This is a genomic window from Cryobacterium sp. TMT1-19, from assembly GCF_004403055.1.
Lineage (GTDB): Bacteria > Actinomycetota > Actinomycetes > Actinomycetales > Microbacteriaceae > Cryobacterium > Cryobacterium sandaracinum.
In genome coordinates, this window is the sequence record NZ_SOHB01000039.1 from 31,110 (window position 1) to 46,381 (window position 15,272).

At 68.1% G+C, this 15,272-nt stretch carries 12 protein-coding genes; 5 read left to right on the forward strand and 7 right to left on the reverse strand.

Annotated elements, in window-relative coordinates; genetic code table 11:
- Positions 1-26: 26 nt before the first annotated feature.
- From E3T40_RS10570 to E3T40_RS10590, 5 genes are read right to left on the reverse strand one after another with little or no spacing between them, the layout of a single operon-like run.
- Positions 27-1,532 carry an amidohydrolase gene (locus E3T40_RS10570; protein ID WP_241981746.1) on the reverse strand — a complete coding sequence of 502 codons (1,506 nt, stop codon included), beginning with the start codon at positions 1,530-1,532 and terminating at the stop codon, positions 27-29.
- Positions 1,529-2,167 (reverse strand): FMN-binding negative transcriptional regulator, encoded by a 639-nt coding sequence (locus E3T40_RS10575; RefSeq protein ID WP_104170282.1) that lies wholly within the window; start codon positions 2,165-2,167, stop codon positions 1,529-1,531. Before E3T40_RS10575 ends, E3T40_RS10570 begins: the two co-directional genes overlap by 4 nt.
- Before the next feature lie 57 nt (positions 2,168-2,224).
- On the reverse strand, positions 2,225-3,208 hold the full coding sequence (locus E3T40_RS10580) for an Fpg/Nei family DNA glycosylase (protein ID WP_104170281.1): 984 nt from the start codon (positions 3,206-3,208) through the stop codon (positions 2,225-2,227).
- A gap of 2 nt (positions 3,209-3,210) precedes the next feature.
- Entirely contained in the window at positions 3,211-3,699 is a 489-nt protein-coding gene (locus tag E3T40_RS10585; RefSeq protein WP_104170280.1) for a ribose-5-phosphate isomerase, read from the reverse strand.
- A 23-nt stretch (positions 3,700-3,722) separates the two neighbouring features.
- On the reverse strand, positions 3,723-4,349 hold the full coding sequence (locus tag E3T40_RS10590; protein ID WP_134543420.1) for a disulfide bond formation protein DsbA: 627 nt from the start codon (positions 4,347-4,349) through the stop codon (positions 3,723-3,725).
- A 186-nt stretch (positions 4,350-4,535) separates the two neighbouring features.
- Here E3T40_RS10590 and E3T40_RS10595 point away from each other — a divergent pair, with 186 nt between their 5' ends.
- Both E3T40_RS10595 and E3T40_RS10600 read left to right on the forward strand, forming a co-directional pair.
- Entirely contained in the window at positions 4,536-6,122 is a 1,587-nt protein-coding gene (locus E3T40_RS10595) for an MFS transporter (protein WP_233194182.1), read from the forward strand.
- Between the two features lie 126 nt (positions 6,123-6,248).
- The gene (locus tag E3T40_RS10600; RefSeq protein WP_134543422.1) at positions 6,249-7,751 is read left to right on the forward strand and encodes an SDR family NAD(P)-dependent oxidoreductase; all 1,503 of its coding nucleotides are present in this window, start codon (positions 6,249-6,251) and stop codon (positions 7,749-7,751) included.
- A 309-nt stretch (positions 7,752-8,060) separates the two neighbouring features.
- Here the strand turns inward: E3T40_RS10600 and E3T40_RS10605 are convergent, their stop codons facing one another.
- Entirely contained in the window at positions 8,061-8,870 is an 810-nt protein-coding gene (locus E3T40_RS10605) for a GNAT family N-acetyltransferase (RefSeq protein WP_134543424.1), read from the reverse strand.
- Between the two features lie 350 nt (positions 8,871-9,220).
- On the opposite strand from E3T40_RS10605, the gene pepN reads away from it, so the two are divergent.
- The 3 genes from pepN (at position 9,221) to E3T40_RS10620 (ending at position 13,729) form a co-directional block, all read left to right on the forward strand.
- Complete coding sequence (pepN, locus tag E3T40_RS10610) at positions 9,221-11,764, forward strand: aminopeptidase N (protein WP_134543426.1); 2,544 nt, start codon at positions 9,221-9,223, stop codon at positions 11,762-11,764.
- 272 nt (positions 11,765-12,036) lie between these two features.
- Positions 12,037-13,281 carry a mechanosensitive ion channel family protein gene (locus tag E3T40_RS10615; protein WP_104195207.1) on the forward strand — a complete coding sequence of 415 codons (1,245 nt, stop codon included), beginning with the start codon at positions 12,037-12,039 and terminating at the stop codon, positions 13,279-13,281.
- Positions 13,271-13,729 carry a globin gene (locus E3T40_RS10620; RefSeq protein ID WP_369828393.1) on the forward strand — a complete coding sequence of 153 codons (459 nt, stop codon included), beginning with the start codon at positions 13,271-13,273 and terminating at the stop codon, positions 13,727-13,729. Before E3T40_RS10615 ends, E3T40_RS10620 begins: the two co-directional genes overlap by 11 nt.
- A gap of 130 nt (positions 13,730-13,859) precedes the next feature.
- On the opposite strand, the gene E3T40_RS10625 is transcribed toward E3T40_RS10620, so the two are convergent.
- Complete coding sequence (locus tag E3T40_RS10625; protein WP_241981747.1) at positions 13,860-15,218, reverse strand: NAD(P)/FAD-dependent oxidoreductase; 1,359 nt, start codon at positions 15,216-15,218, stop codon at positions 13,860-13,862.
- Positions 15,219-15,272 lie beyond the last annotated feature (54 nt).

Below are 15,272 nucleotides of genomic sequence, written 5' to 3' on the forward strand. Positions count from 1 at the left end.
GATCTCGCCGGGGGTAAACCCCCAGGTCAGAGGGTGGTGTGGGTGAAGCGGCCGGCGAGCAGGGTGGCGGCCACGGGCATCCGTCGCAGGTCGGGCACTGAGGCGACGAACGGGTCGATCTCGCACACCGCGAGGTCGGCGACGTCCCCCGCCAGAACGCGGTGCCGGCCGCGCGCGGACGCGGCGAGTGCGGCCTGCCGGGAGATGGCTTGCTCGGCGTGCCAGGGTTCGCGGCTGCCGCGGGTGCGCCCGACGGCGGCGGCGATGCTCACCCACGGGTCCAGTGGAGCGACCGGGGCGTCGGACCCGAGCGCGAGCGTGACCCCGGCGTTCAGCAGGCTCTTCAGCACGAAGGCCCGGTCGGTGCGTCCCACCCAGTAGCGGTCGGCGACGTCCCGGTCGTCGAGGGCGTGCTCGGGCTGCACGCTCGCTACCACGCCGAGCCGGGCGAAACGGGCGACGTCCTCCCTCGTGAGCAGCTGCGCGTGCTCGATGCTGCCGGCGCAGCCGAGCTGCTCGAAGGCGTCGAGGGCCAGCGCGTTGGCCCGGTCGCCGATGGCGTGCACGGCGGGGCGGATGCCCGCGGCCACGGCCCGGCCCAGGTGCGCGAGCAGCTCCTCCGGCGGCACGGTGAGCATCCCGCGTGACCCGGGCTGGCCCTCCAGGCCGGGGTACTCGTCGACGCAGTACGCGGTGCGGGTGTTCAGCGAGCCGTCGGTGATCACCTTGCAGGATCCCACCGTGAGCAGCCCGCCGGTGCCGTCGATGCCGGCCCCGCTCCGCAGACCGAGTGCGATGGCGCGCTCCAGGTGCTGGGTGTAGATACCGAACTCCACCCGCAGCGAGTCGGTGCCGCCCTGGATGCGCCGCAGCCAGGTGGCGAGGTTCCAGTCCATCTCCATGTCGACGATGCCCACGACCCCGCGAGTCGCCGCGGCCCGGGCCGCGCTGTCGGCCCAGCCGTCCATCACGACATCGGGCACCTCGGCGAGCGTGCGCACCACGGCGAAGCAGTCCTCCTCACGGAGCAGCCCGGTCGGGTGCTCCGTGTGACCGTGGCGGGCGAGCGCGGCCGAGTTCAGCCAGCATGAGTGTAGGTCACCGCTGATCAACACGGTCGGAACGGTGCCGGCGGCGGCGTCCAACAGGGGCCGGCTCGGGGCATCCGGCCACAGACCGTCGCGAAACCCGAACCCGACCAGGGTCTCCCCCCTCGAAACGCCAGGCACCCGGCCGGCCACCAGGTCGGCCGCGGCGGCGGCACTGCCGGTGCCGGACAGATCCAGCCGCTGATTCGTCTGCGCCCACTGGCTGAAGTGCACGTGGTTGTCCCAGAGGCCCGGAATCAACCAGCGTTCTTCCAGATCGACCGAACGGATGCCCGCAGCCGCCTGACTCAGATACCCGAGCCGGCGCACCCGGCCGTCGACGATCAGCGTGTCGACGATCTCGTCGCTTCCCGGCAGCCGGCCGTTCCGCAAGACGAGCGGAGGGGCCGCCGCTGTTGCCGGAGCGGGCGTGGACACGCTCACCGGTCGACCCCGTGCACCCGGCGCATTTCGGCTGCCAGGCCCGGGCTCGCATAGGGACCGTCTCCCTCGAGTTCACCCAGAATGCGCGCCACGGTCTCGGCCGGCTTGTTCTGGCTGAGCTTGCTCTTGGCGGTGAGGCGGTTCACCCGAAGCCGGAAGCCGACCGTACCGGCCACAATGCGGGCGGCGTAGGCGGCGTTGGCCTCGGTGCCGGACAGGCGACGCGGTTCAGGCATCCGCTCCTCGAAGCGGTCGACCAGGCGGTCCAGCACCCGCAGGTTCTCCTCGTCGCTGAGTAGTTCGGGTGTGCCGTTCAGGTGCGCGGCGACGAAGTTCCAGGTGGGAACGGCGGGCGCCGCGTCGTACCAGCCGGGCGAGATGTAGCCGTGGGGCCCCTGGATGATCACCAGCAGCTCGTGCCGGCCGAGTTCGTGCAGGGCCTCGTCGGGGCGTCCGACGTGGCTGACCAGCACGATTCCGTCGGTCTCGTCGGCCTCCTCGTCGAGCAGTACCGGGTAGTGCGAGGCCACCAGACCGGACTCGGTGTGGCTGATCAGCGTGGCCCATGGGTTCTCCCGGATGAGACGGCGGATCTCGGCCGGGTCGCCCTGCGCAAAAATGGGGTTGTGTCTCATCGGTGTCCCGTTCTGGTCGTGGATTCAGATCAGGTGAAGCAGATCAGGGCGAGCAGGTCAGGCCTGGCATTTCGGGCACCAGTAGAGCTTGCGTGCGGCCATCTCCTCGAGGGTGATGTGGGTGCCGCAGACCCGGCAGGGCAGCCCCTCGCGCTTGTACACCCAGTGCCGGTCGGCCCGTCGCCTCAGGGCGCGCCCGTAAGCCGCGTCGCCGAGGCCGTCCATGGTCATCATCTGCCCGGTCGACACGCCGATCTTCAGCAGGTGCGCCCAGTCTCGCCAGAGCGCACGGGACTGCTCGTCACTGAGCGACTTGCCCGGCGCATACGGGTTCAGGCGCGCACGGAAGAGCAACTCGGCCCGGTAGACGTTGCCGATGCCGCTGACCACCAACTGGTCCATCAAAAGGCGCCCGATCGGGGTGGGCTTCTTCCGCACCACCGTGACGAAGCGGTCCTCGGCGGCGCGGCTGTCGTCGAGCATCGGGTCCGGCCCGAGACGGTCCATCGCCACGTGCACCTCCTGAGAGTCGAGCACCACGCAAGCCGTGGGCCCGCGCAGGTCCGCCACGACGTCGTCGGCCAGCAGACGCACCCGCACCTGACCGATGGGTGCGGGCGGGAAGCCGTCGGGTTCGACGCTGACCTTCTCGTCTTCCGCCATCCGCAGCCGGGTCAGCCGGGGCGCGCCGATACTCTGCAGCGAGTCCTCCCCCGCCAGGCCCTGCATGACGTCACCCGCGCCGCGCCTGACGGTCCGGCGCCTGCGACCCTTGATGGCGGCGTCCGTACCGTGCGCTTGGATGTCCCCGGCAAAGTCCCAGGCGCCGTAGAGCCCCAGGTGCACGCGCAGCCAGAGCCCGTTGTCGAACTCGAGGAACATCTGCTTGCCGACGGCACGGGCATCCGTCATGATGTGGCCGTCGAGCATCGCCGCGCCGTCCACGAAACGGCCCTGCGGCGACGACAGTCGGATGCTTTTACCCACGAAGTTGCGGGCGAACTGGCGCGCAATGCGGTGGACGGAATGACCCTCAGGCACGGCTAGTCGGCGAGACGCGTGCCGTTGATGGTGCAGTGCGCCTCGTACTCCGCCAGCTGCAGGATGCGGCGGCAGTGGCGTTCGTCGCCGGGGAACGGCTCCGAGATAAAGGCGTCGATGAAGTCGATGGCGTCCTCGATGCTGTGCTGCCTGGCACCGATGGAGATGACGTTCGCGTCGTTGTGCTCGCGGGCGAGCCTGGCGGTACTGAGGCTCCAGACCAGCGCGGCGCGCACGCCCTTCACTTTGTTTGCGGCCATCTGCTCGCCGTTGCCCGAGCCGCCGAAGACGACGCCGAGCGCGTCGACGCCGACGGACAGGTCGGCGACGACGGCCTCGGCCGCCCGGATGCAGAAACCGGGGTAGTCGTCGAGGGCGTCGTAGACCTCCGGTCCGTGGTCCACGACTTCGTGACCGGCCAGGGTGAGGTGCGTGACCAGCTGGTGGCTGAAGTCGAGGCCGGCGTGGTCAGTGGCGATGTGGATGCGCATGCAACCGATTATATTTACTCGGCTTACTCGGCCGGTACCGTCGCAGCCGCGGCGAAGGTCGGCTCACGGGTGCGGGAGCGCTTCAGCTCGAAGAAACCGTCGTACCCGGCAACGGCCACCACACCGTCCCAAAGCTTGAGCGCCGCATCTCCGCTCGGCGCGGGCGAGATGACCGGGCCGAAGAAGGCCACGTCGTTCACGGCGATGACGGGGGTGCCGACATCCTGGCCCACCCGCTCCATGCCGTCGAAGTGGCTGGCGCGCATCTGCACGTCGTGGTGGTCGCTGTCGGCCCACTCCGCGAACGATGCCGGCAGGCCCACCTCGGCGAGCGCGGCGGGAATGACCTCGTCGGGGTTTGTGCTGCCACCGAGGTGGATGCGGGCGCCCAGGGCATCGTAGAGCGCCTTGACCGTTTTCTGGCCGTGCAGTTCCTGTGCGGCAGCAACCAGGCGTGTGTACTTGAGAGCCCGGGGGAAGAACGCGCGGTACTCCGCGGACACGTCCTGGTCCTCGTTCAGGACGGCGAGGCTCATCACCTTCCACTCGACGTCGAAACCGCGCAGGGCGGAGACCTCCTCCACCCAGCGGGAGGTCATCCAGGCCCAGGGGCAGGAGGGGTCGAACCAGAACTTCACAGAGTCAGCCATAGGGCCCAGCCTAAGTGTCTCCCGGCTGGGAAAGCGCCGACGGAGACCGAACGTAAACCCCTGTCCAGAGAGGGTATCCTCGGCAAAATGTCTGGTTGTTGCCCATTTCCGACTAAAATTATTCGTTATGCCCGAAAGCGGGCCCCTTTTTTTCGCAGCAACATGATCTCTACGAGAGAAGTTCCAATGCCCAGAACCAGCTCACTTTCCGGTGCCGACGGCACGGCGGTGAAGACCAAGAATCCGCTCCTGCAGCGCCGCTTAAAGGTGTCACACGTGAACGTGGTCGATCAGTCAAGGCTAAAGAAAGCCCTCGGCGGAACCATCGTGGGAAACACGATGGAATGGTACGACGTCGGCGTGTTCGGCTACCTCATCACGACCATGGGTCCGGTGTTCCTGCCCGAGTCCGACCCGACCGTGCAGACCCTGTTCCTGCTCGGCACCTTCGCCGCGACGTTTATCGCCCGCCCGCTGGGTGGTGTGTTCTTCGGCTGGCTCGGGGACAAGATCGGCCGCCAGAAGGTGCTGTCGATGACCCTGATCCTGATGGCGGCATCCACTTTCAGCGTGGGCCTGCTGCCCGGCTACGCCCAGGTGGGCATGCTCGCCGCCGCGCTGCTGGTCTTCACCAAACTCGTGCAGGGCTTCTCCACCGGCGGTGAGTACGCCGGTGCGACCACCTTCGTGAGCGAGCACTCGCCCGACAAGCACCGCGGCTTCTTCGCCAGTCTGCTCGATATGGGCAGCTACCTCGGCTTCGCCATCGGCGCCGCGCTCGTGTCCATCCTGCAGGTCACCCTCGGGCAGCCCGTCATGGAAGACTGGGGCTGGCGCATCCCATTCCTGATCGCCGGACCGCTCGGCCTGATCGCCATCTGGTTCCGTCTGAAGATCGAGGAATCCCCCACCTTCCAGGCCACCCTGGACGCGAAGGAACTGGCCGCGACCGACCCGTCGTTCTCCGACGAGTCCGCCCCGTCCAACAGCCCGGTCAGTATTTTCAAGAACCACTGGCGCGGCATCATCGTCGCGATGATCCTTGTCGCCGCGGCCAACACGCTCGGCTACGCGCTCACCTCATACATGCCGACCTACCTCACCGCCACCAAGGGCTACGACGAGCTGCACGGGACACTGCTCACCATCCCGATCCTCGTTATCATGGCGCTCTGCATCCCCCTGGCCGGCCGCCTGTCCGACAAGATCGGTCGTCGTCCCGTGCTCTGGATGGGTTCGCTCAGCGCCGTAGTGCTCTCCATCCCCGCCTTCATGCTGATCGGCGTCGGCGAGATCTGGACGACGCTGCTCGGCCTGGCTCTGATCGCCCTGCCCGTCACGTTCTACGTCTCCAACCTCGCCTCGGCCCTGCCGGCGCTGTTCCCGACCGAAAGCCGTTACGGTGCCATGGGCATCGCGTACAACTTCTCGGTGGCCATCTTCGGTGGCACGACGCCTTTCATCATCGCGGCGCTGATCGCCACGACCGAGAATGACATGATGCCGGCGTACTACCTGATGGGGACATCCGTCATCGGTGGAATCGCGATCTTCTTCCTGCGCGAGTCTGCCGGGCGTCCGCTGATCGGCTCGATGCCCAGCGTGGACTCGGTCTTCGAGGCCCGCGAACTGGTAGCCACGCAGGATGACAACCCTGCCCTGGACACCGACGAGATGCCGTTCGACGAGACCTATGAGCCGCCGACCTCGTCGATGGATCTCTCATCGCTCGCGACGGAGCCGGAAACCGAGCCGGAGCCGCTGAAGGTCTAGCGACACCCTGCTGCATCGACTGGTGGCCCGGCGTGCGGAGACCCTGGTCTCGGCGCGCCGGGCCACCGGTCTGTGTGCTGTGTGCACCGGGCCGGGCCATCGCGGGGGCCATCGTAGAATTGTCCGATGACCACGACGCCTCCGACCGAGCCCGCTCCCGGGGCCGTGTCCACCCTGAGCATCGACCCTGCCGAGATGGCGATCGCCCTGCGCGTGCTCGCCTCGCTCAGCGAGATCGACCCCGAAGACCCCGATTTCGTCACCGTGCGGCAGGCCACCGCCAAGATGTTCAAGTCCGTCAAGATGGTGCGACGCGGCGAGAAGCGGCAGGCGATCGCGGATGCCGACCGGGAGGTCATCGCCGCGACCGCGACCGGCGCCGCCACCCGCATCGACGACGAGACCATCGGCGCCCAGCTGCGCCTGGGCACCGACCGGGCGTCGGCCGGCGAGTTGCTCGTGCCGCGGGCCTGCTACATCTGCAAGCAGAAGTACACCCTCGTCGACGCCTTCTACCACCAGCTCTGCCCTGCCTGCGCGGCGATGAGCCATGAGAAGCGGGATGCCCGCACCGACCTGACCGGCAAGCGCGCCCTGCTCACGGGCGGCCGCGCCAAGATCGGCATGTACATCGCCCTGCGCCTGCTGCGCGACGGCGCCCACACCACCATCACCACCCGGTTCCCGCGCGACGCGGTGCGCCGCTTCAGCGCCATGCCGGACTCGGCCGACTGGCTGCACCGTCTCCGCATCGTCGGGATCGACCTGCGCGACCCGGCCCAGGTGATCGGCCTGGCCGACTCCGTCGCCGCGGCCGGGTCGCTGGACATCCTGATCAACAACGCCGCCCAGACCGTGCGCCGCTCCCCCGGCTCCTACTCGATGCTGGTCGAGGCCGAGCAGTCGCCGCTGCCGGAGGGCGTCATCCCGGAGATCGTCACGTTCGGGCACACCAGTGACGCGCACCCGACCGCGCTCGCGGCATCCGTCACCAGCCACCCGATCCTGGCCGCAGCAGCCGGAGCGAGTGGCGCACTCACGGCCGACGACCTGACCGCCCTGGCGCTCGCGCCGGGCTCCTCGTCTCTCGCGCGTCTCGCCGCCGGCACCGCGATCGACGCCGGCGGGCTCGTGCCCGACCTGGACTCCCGAAACAGCTGGACCGCGAACGTGGAAGACGTCGACCCGCTGGAGATGCTGGAGGTGCAGCTGTGCAACACCACGGCCCCGTTCCTGCTGGTGAGCCGTCTGCGTGGCTCGCTCGCGGCATCCGACGCCCGCCGCACCTACATCGTGAACGTGTCGGCAATGGAGGGCGTGTTCGGCCGCGGCTACAAGGGGCCCGGTCACCCGCACACGAACATGGCCAAAGCCGCGCTGAACATGCTCACCCGCACGAGCGCGAAGGAAATGCTGTCCCACGGCATCCTGATGACCAGCGTCGACACCGGCTGGATCACCGACGAGCGGCCGCACCCCACCAAGATCCGCCTCGCCGAGGAGGGCTTCCACGCCCCACTCGACCTGGTCGACGGCGCGGCGAGGGTCTACGACCCGATTGTGCGCGGCGAGGGCGGCGAGGACCTCTGCGGCGTCTTCCTCAAGGACTACAAGCCCGGCGCCTGGTAGCCGGGGCGGTCGTCGGCGGGGTCGGCTTGCGAGTCGGCGGGTCGAGTCGGCGGGGTCGGCCTGCGAGTCGGCGAGTCGAGTCGGCGAGTCAAGTCGGCGCGCTGGACAGCCAGCAGGACAGCCAGCAGGCCCCTCACCAATTCGACGGAGATTTTGAGGTTTGCGCACCCAGGCGGCCGGTTGCGGCCTGGTTTCGGCAGAATCTCCGTCGAATTGGTTCGGGCGGGCGACATGGTGCGGGCCATTTTGGTGCGGCGAGCGGATGCTGCTGGGCGCCGGCACCGGGATCGCGCCCCGCCGAACCGCACCTCAGTCAGGAGCCGGCGGGGTCCAGACCCAGGGGGTCGTCGTCGTGATGGCCTGAAAGCCCAGCTGCAGCAGGATCGGTTTGCTGTCGTCGGAGGCATCCACTTGCAGGTAGCGCACACCGCGTTGGTGCGCGAGCCGCGCGCAGTATGCCACCAGCGCCCGGTAGATGCCGCGGCCCCGCCAGGCGGCCAGGGTCGACCCACCCCAGAGTCCCGCGAAATCAGTGCCGCGGGTGAACTCGAGCCGGCACGAGGAGACGAGCTCGCCGCCGCGCACGCCGCCGACCTCGGCGACGAACACGAGCACGTCGCCCGGGGCATCACGCACACCGGCCTCCAGCTGGTCGGCCAGCCAGGCGTAGTCCTCGTCCCAGACCTGCGACTGCAGCGCGGCGATGCGCTCGAAGTCGGCCCGGGTGTCGACCTGCCTGATCGTGACGCCGACCGGCAGCACCGGCACGGCGTTCAGGCGTTCGGTCTCGGCGACGACGACCGTCTCCAGCTCCTCGGCCACGAAGCCGGCCGCGAGCAGGCGGTCCGGCAGATCGGCTGGCAGGTCGTGGCCGCGGGTCTTCCACTCGAAGGCCTCGCCGCGGGCAGTGAAGAAGTCGCGGTGCTCCGCGATCAGGGCGTCGAGCGCCGCGCCGGTCGCACCCACGTCGCGAGCGGTCTCGACGAGCCCCTGGTGCCGTCCCAAGATCCGCAGAACCGGGCCCGACAGTTCGTAACGGATGCCCGTGGGCCGGTCGTTCGGAACCCAGAGCCGAAGCTGTGCGTCGTAGGCGTCACGGAGCGCGTCACGGGTTGTCATCGTGGCTAACCCTAGAGCCGCCCAGCACGAATTCGACGGAGATCTTGCCCGAAACGGCTCCACGGAGGCCTTAATCGGCCCTTTTCCGCAGACCGTTTCGGTGCCGAGAGCCGGTCGATCGGAGCGGAGGTCGCCGGGTCATCCGACACTTTGTGCCCACGCCTCGTAGCAGGCGCTCATGCCGCGCGCTCCCACGTCAGCAAACTCACGGTACCGGTCGTCCGTCGCGGCCCGCGGGTCGGTGCTTACCCTCGTGCAGACACCATATTCCTTGGCTAGGCTGATTGTCGGTGCGCTGCGCCACAAACGTCGGCGCGCGTGCAGACCGCGAAACCGAGATGGAGAAACCGTTGCCCGGAGAGAACCTCACCAGGATCGAAGCCCAGGAGCGCGCCGCGCTCATCACCGTTCAGAGCTACGAGGTCACCCTCGACCTCACGACCGGACCGGAAACGTTCGGCAGCGAGACCACGGTGCACTTCACCGCGACGCCCGGCGCGTCCACCTTCATCGACGCGATCACCCGCACCGTGCACTCGGTGACGCTGAACGGCGCCGCGCTCGACCCCTCAGTCGTCAGTGACGGCATCCGGATTCAGCTCGACGGCCTAGCCGCCGAGAACACGCTCACCGTCGTCGCCGACGCCGAGTACACGAACACCGGCGAGGGCCTGCACCGCTTCGTCGACCCGGTCGACAACGAGGTCTACCTGTACAGCCAGTTCGAGGTGCCCGACTCCCGCCGCGTCTTCGCCGTGTTCGAGCAGCCCGACCTCAAGGCCACGTTCGCCTTCACCGTCACCGCCCCCGGCGCCTGGGAAGTCATCTCCAACTCCGTCACGCCCGAGCCGACGGATGCCGGCAGCGGCCACAAGACCTGGGCATTCGCCCCCACCCACACCATCTCCAGCTACATCACTGCCCTCGTCGCCGGTCCTTACGCAGTCGTGCGCAGCGAGCTGACCTCCAGCGACGCCCGCGTCATCCCGCTCGGGCTCTTCTGCCGTAAAAGCCTGTTCGAGTTCCTCGACGCGGATTACCTGTTCGAGAAGACCCGCCAGGGCTTCGCATACTTCGAGGGCAAGTTCAACTACCCGTACCCGTTCGACAAGTACGACCAGATGTTCGTGCCGGAATTCAACGCGGGCGCCATGGAGAACGCCGGCGCGGTCACCTTCACGGAGACGTACGTGTTCCGGTCCAAGGTCACCGACGCCATCAAGGAACGCCGCGTCGTCACCGTGCTCCACGAACTGGCGCACATGTGGTTCGGCGACCTCGTCACCATGAAGTGGTGGAACGACCTGTGGCTGAACGAGTCGTTCGCCGAGTGGGCGTCGACCATGGCAACCGCCGAGGCCACCGAGTGGACCGAAGCGTGGACCACCTTCGCCGTGATGGAGAAGAGCTGGGCCTACAAGCAGGACCAGCTGCCCTCCACCCACCCGATCACCGCCACGATCAACGACCTCGAAGACGTGCAGGTCAACTTCGATGGCATCACCTACGCCAAGGGCGGCTCCGTGCTCAAGCAGCTCGTGGCCTGGGTCGGCCGCGACGAATTCTTCACCGGCGTCGCCGCGTACTTCCAGAAGCACCAGTGGGGCAACACCGAGCTGACCGACCTGATGGCCCTGCTCGAAGCCTCCAGTGGCCGCGATCTCACCGAGTGGACGAAGCTGTGGCTCGAGACCGCGGGCGTGAACACGCTGCGTCCCGAGATCGCCGTGGACAAGTCCGGCGCCATCACCGGCTTCACGGTGCTGCAGACCGCCGCGGCCGACTACCCCACCATCCGCCCGCACCGCCTCGCCATCGGCTTTTACGACCGGGTGGACGGCGCCCTGGTGCGCACTCACCGGATCGAGATCGACGTCGACGGCGAGCAGACGGATGTCCCGTCACTGCTCGGCCGCCAACAACCCGACCTCGTTCTGCTCAATGACGATGACCTGGCCTACGCCAAGATCCGCCTCGACCCGGCATCGCAGGAGGTGGCCCTCGAGAACCTCTCCGCGATCGAGAGCCCCCTCGCCCGCGCCATCATCTGGGGCGCGGTCTGGGACGCCACCCGCGACGCCGAGACCTCGGCGCGCGACTTCATCACGCTTGTGCTCGGCAACGTCGCGACGGAATCCGAGTCCACCACGCTGCGCACCGTGCTCGGCCAGGTTGTGCTCGCCGCCTCGTACTACGTCGCCGAGGAATTCCGCACGAGTACAGTCAAGGAGGTCGGGGACGCGCTCTGGTCCCTCGCCCGCCACGCCGACGCCGGCAGCGACGAGCAGTTCCAGTTCGTGAAGTTCTTCGCCGCCATCGCAACCACGGACAGCCAGCTGGCATCCGTTGCCGCGCTGCGGGGTGGCACGGCGCCGCTCGACGGCCTCGAGATCGACACCGACCTCTCCTGGGAGCTGCTCATCGCCCTCGTGGCCGGAGGCAAGGCCGGCGCGGTCGAGATCGACGCAGCACTGGCCGCGGACAACACCGCGACCGGCGCCCAGTCGGCCGCGCAGGCCCGCGCCGCCATCCCCACCCTGGAGGGCAAGCAGGCCGCCTGGTCGTCTCTGATCGACGTGGACACCGCGCCGAACACCATCGTGCGGGTCACGGCAGCCGGTTTCCTGCGGGCCAACGACACCACGTTGCTGGAGCCGTTCGTCGAGCAGTACTTCGCCATGTTGCAGCCGGTTTGGGCCGCCCGCAGCTTCTCCATCGCGGAAAAGCTGGTGCTCGGACTGTACCCGGCGCCGCTGGCTGACCGGGCGCTCGTCACCGCGACGCGAACGTGGCTCGACGCCAACCCGGAGCCGCTCGCGCTGCGTCGCCTGGTGATCGAGAACCTGGCCGGGGTCGAACGCGCCCTCGCCGCCCAGGCGCGCGACGCGGAGTAGCCGCGCCGAGGCATCCGCCCGCCCGCGCCGTTCGTGCCCCACGCCGCATCCGCCCTCGCCCCCGTCCCCACCCCCGCTCCCACCCTCGCCCCTAACAAATTCGACGGAGATTCTGCTCCCCGAGCCGCACAAAACCGGTTCAGCTCGTCACCTGGGCGGAAATCTCCGTCGAATTTGTTCGGGCGGGTGGCAGGGCTCAACAGGGTGCGGCTGGGTGCGGAGCCGCGGACTCAGGACTTGGACAGGACGCGGCTCTGTAGACTCGGATCGTTATGGACTTTGACGCAATCTGGCTTGAACTGATTCAATTTTTCAAAATCGACCTGTGGCTCAGGGTCATCAATATCGTCGTCATCATTGTGGCCGCGCTGGTCATCCGGTGGGTGTTGCGCTTCGTGATCGACCGCGTCGTGCAACAGATCGTCACGGGGGTCAAGAAGACCCAGAACGTGGAGGACACGCAGGCGCTGAGCGTTTCGCCGCTAGCCGCCGTGCGCGTCGTGCAGCGCACCCGCACCCTCGGTTCGGTGCTCTCGAATATCATCAACGTAACCCTGTTGATCGTGACGATCCTGCTGATCGTCAACATCATCAACAATGAAATCCTGGGCTCTTTCGCCCTGCTGACGGCCGCGCTCGGCGCCGGTCTCGGTTTCGGCGCGCAGAACATCGTCAAGGATATCCTGAACGGGCTGTTCATGGTCGTGGAGGACCAGATCGGCGTGGGCGACATCGTCGACGTGGGCTTCGCTTCCGGGGTCGTGGAGACCGTCGGCATCCGTGTCACCCAGGTGCGCGACATCGACGGCACCCTGTGGTTCGTGCGCAACGGTGAGATCCTGCGCGTCGGCAACATGTCCCAGGGCTGGGCGCGCGTGATCATCGACCTCGCCATCCCCTACTCGTCCGATGTCGAGGCGGTGCAGAACGAGTTGCTGCGCGTCGCGAAGGCGCTCGCCTCCAGCCGCAAGTGGCGGTCGGTGATATTGGAGAAGCCGGAGATCTGGGGACTCGAGTCGATCTCCGCCGAGGCCCTCGTCGTGCGCCTCGTCGTCAAGACCCGGGTGGCGGCGAAGTGGGACTTCGCCCGCGACCTGCGCCTGCACCTGAAGAAGGCGCTGGACGGGCTCGGCATCGGTCTGACTCCGCTCAACAGCGTGGTCATGGCCGGCACGGATGGCGCGGTCGCCGCCGGCTCCGACCCCGGCTCCGAGGGAACGCCCGACGCGGCCGCGGAAGCAGCCGCGGCCATGCCGGACCTCACCACCGGCCCGTTCACCGCCCCGATCCCGGTGCGGAAGAAAAAGGCTCCCCGTGCACCCCGCCGACCCAAGAACGCCGCGACCGCGCTGCCCCAAGAGGCACACCCACGCGCAGCGTCAGCGGATGTTTCCGGTACAGACCCGGCTGTGCCCACGGCCCCGACACCGAAGACCGAGGCACCCAAGGCCCCGACACCCAAGACCGAGGCACCCACTCACACGGCACCGGATCCGGAGACTCACGATGATGAATGACGCCGACGCCCCCACTCCTGCCACGCCCGGTGCGGTCCACCTGCGCGAGGGCGAGAACGGCACCGCGATCGGCCCCACGTTCTACGAGCAGGTCGGCGGTAGGCCGTTCTTCGAGAATCTGGTGAACGAGTTCTATCGCGGCGTCGCCACCGATCCGGTACTGAAGCCGATGTACCCCGAGGACGACCTGGGCCCGGCCGCCGAGCGTCTGACCATGTTCCTCGAGCAGTTCTGGGGTGGCCCGACCACCTACAGCGAGCAGCGCGGCCACCCGCGGCTGCGCCAACGGCACCAGCCCTTCAAGGTGAACCCGGATTCCCGCGACCGCTGGCTGAACCACATGCGCGCCGCCGTCGACAAGGCCGCTCTGCCACCGCTGCAGCGCGACCAGCTCTGGGACTACCTCGAGCGCGCGGCCTTCGCGATGCTCAACACCTTCGACGAGTAGCAGCGCACCCGCTCTCGGCGCACCCTTGGGACGCAGGCGCACGTTCTACCGTGCGCCCGCTTCTGCAATCTGCGCCGCGAGACACAGACCGACCGAACCAGGCCGACCGACGGATGCCGCCGCGCCTGCTTTACGAGTCGAGCTCGGCGACGATCTCCGCGGCCGTTGCGCGTCCCATCCGAATCGCGCCGTCGACGTGTTGGTAGCCCTTTCCGGCGAGGTCGCTGCAGGAGAACAGGATCGGGCCGACCGGTGTGCGCAGGTCCGCGCCGAAGCGAGCCAGCCCGCCCAGGTCGAAGCTCGCCGCGTAGGCGCCGCGGGTCCACTCTTCCGTGCCCCAGTCGCTCTCGTAGTAGACGACGGGGGTCAGTGCCTTCTCGCCGAAGTAGTGCGAGAGCGAGGTGAGGATGCGCTGCTTGCGCTCCTCCGCCGAGACGGTGAACACGCCGTCGGCGGCCTCGTCGGAGACGAAGCCGACCAGAGTGCCGCGCGGGTCGTTGAAATTGGTGTTGTCGTAGGCCTCGTGGGAGAGCTCGTAGGGGCTGAAGGCCGTGCCGGAGAGGCCGTCCTCCCGCCAGAACGGGGTCTCGTAGACCGCGTGCACCTTGATCACGAAGCCCATCGAGAGGTGCTGGTGCATCATCTGCTGGCGGCGCGGCAGCGGCGGATCGAAGGAGATCCGGGTGTAGAGCACGGGAGGAACGGCAACGATCACGCGACGCGCACGCACCTCGAGGTCGTCGGTGAGCACACTCACACCAGCGTCGCCCCAGCGCACTGTGCGGGCGGCCTGCCCGAGGAAGACGTCGTCACCGAGGTTCTCGGCCAGCAGGATCGGCACCCGCTGCAGCCCGCCCACGACCCGTTCGTCGAGGATGAAGTCGGCGTCGACGAGGTTGCTGAAGCTGCCGGCGCTGGCCGCCATCAGGAGGGCCTGCAGCGTGGAAAAAGCGTGCGCCGGCTTGGTCAGCATGGCTCCGGCGATGAAGAGGCTAATGTTGTCGCGGGCCTCCTGGTCGTCGGTCTCCTGCTCCAGCCAGCGCCGGAAGGAGATCTGGTCGAGCTCCACCGCACGCGGATGTGCCCAGGGACGGTCGGGGTCCATCTGGTCCACGAGCTCGTCGAGAGTGGCGATCAGGGCCACCATCTCGCGCTCGGTGTCGGCCGAGACCGGGAAGATCTCGCCCTCGAACCGGGTTCGCTCCCCCGCGGCGTTGATGTAGACGCTTTCGCCCTCGCGGTACCGCGCGAAGGTCTCGAGGCCCAGCTCGGCGATGGTCTCCTTGAGTGCGTCCTGATCGGGCGAAACCCACTGGCCGCCGATCTCAAGCATGGCACCGTTGATGTCGTCGGTGTGGAGGCGGCCGCCGACGCGGTCGCGCGCTTCGAGCACGGCCACGGTGAGGCCGGCCTTCCGCAGCTCGGTCGCGGCGGTCAGGCCGGATGCCCCGGCGCCGATAATGACGATGTCACGTTCGATGATGCTCAAGGAGTGCTCCATTGCGTTCTGGTGGTGGGGAAGCAGGTGAAAAACGGGTACGTC

Coding starts and splice junctions, on each gene's coding strand:
- E3T40_RS10575 (WP_104170282.1), bottom strand. CDS start 2,167: ATGAGACACAACCCCATTTTTGCGCAGGGCGACCCGGCCGAGATCCGC.
- E3T40_RS10585 (WP_104170280.1), bottom strand. CDS start 3,699: ATGCGCATCCACATCGCCACTGACCACGCCGGCCTCGACTTCAGCCAC.
- E3T40_RS10590 (WP_134543420.1), bottom strand. CDS start 4,349: ATGGCTGACTCTGTGAAGTTCTGGTTCGACCCCTCCTGCCCCTGGGCC.
- E3T40_RS10595 (WP_233194182.1), top strand. CDS start 4,536: ATGCCCAGAACCAGCTCACTTTCCGGTGCCGACGGCACGGCGGTGAAG.
- E3T40_RS10600 (WP_134543422.1), top strand. CDS start 6,249: ATGACCACGACGCCTCCGACCGAGCCCGCTCCCGGGGCCGTGTCCACC.
- E3T40_RS10605 (WP_134543424.1), bottom strand. CDS start 8,870: ATGACAACCCGTGACGCGCTCCGTGACGCCTACGACGCACAGCTTCGG.
- E3T40_RS10615 (WP_104195207.1), top strand. CDS start 12,037: ATGGACTTTGACGCAATCTGGCTTGAACTGATTCAATTTTTCAAAATC.
- E3T40_RS10620 (WP_369828393.1), top strand. CDS start 13,271: ATGATGAATGACGCCGACGCCCCCACTCCTGCCACGCCCGGTGCGGTC.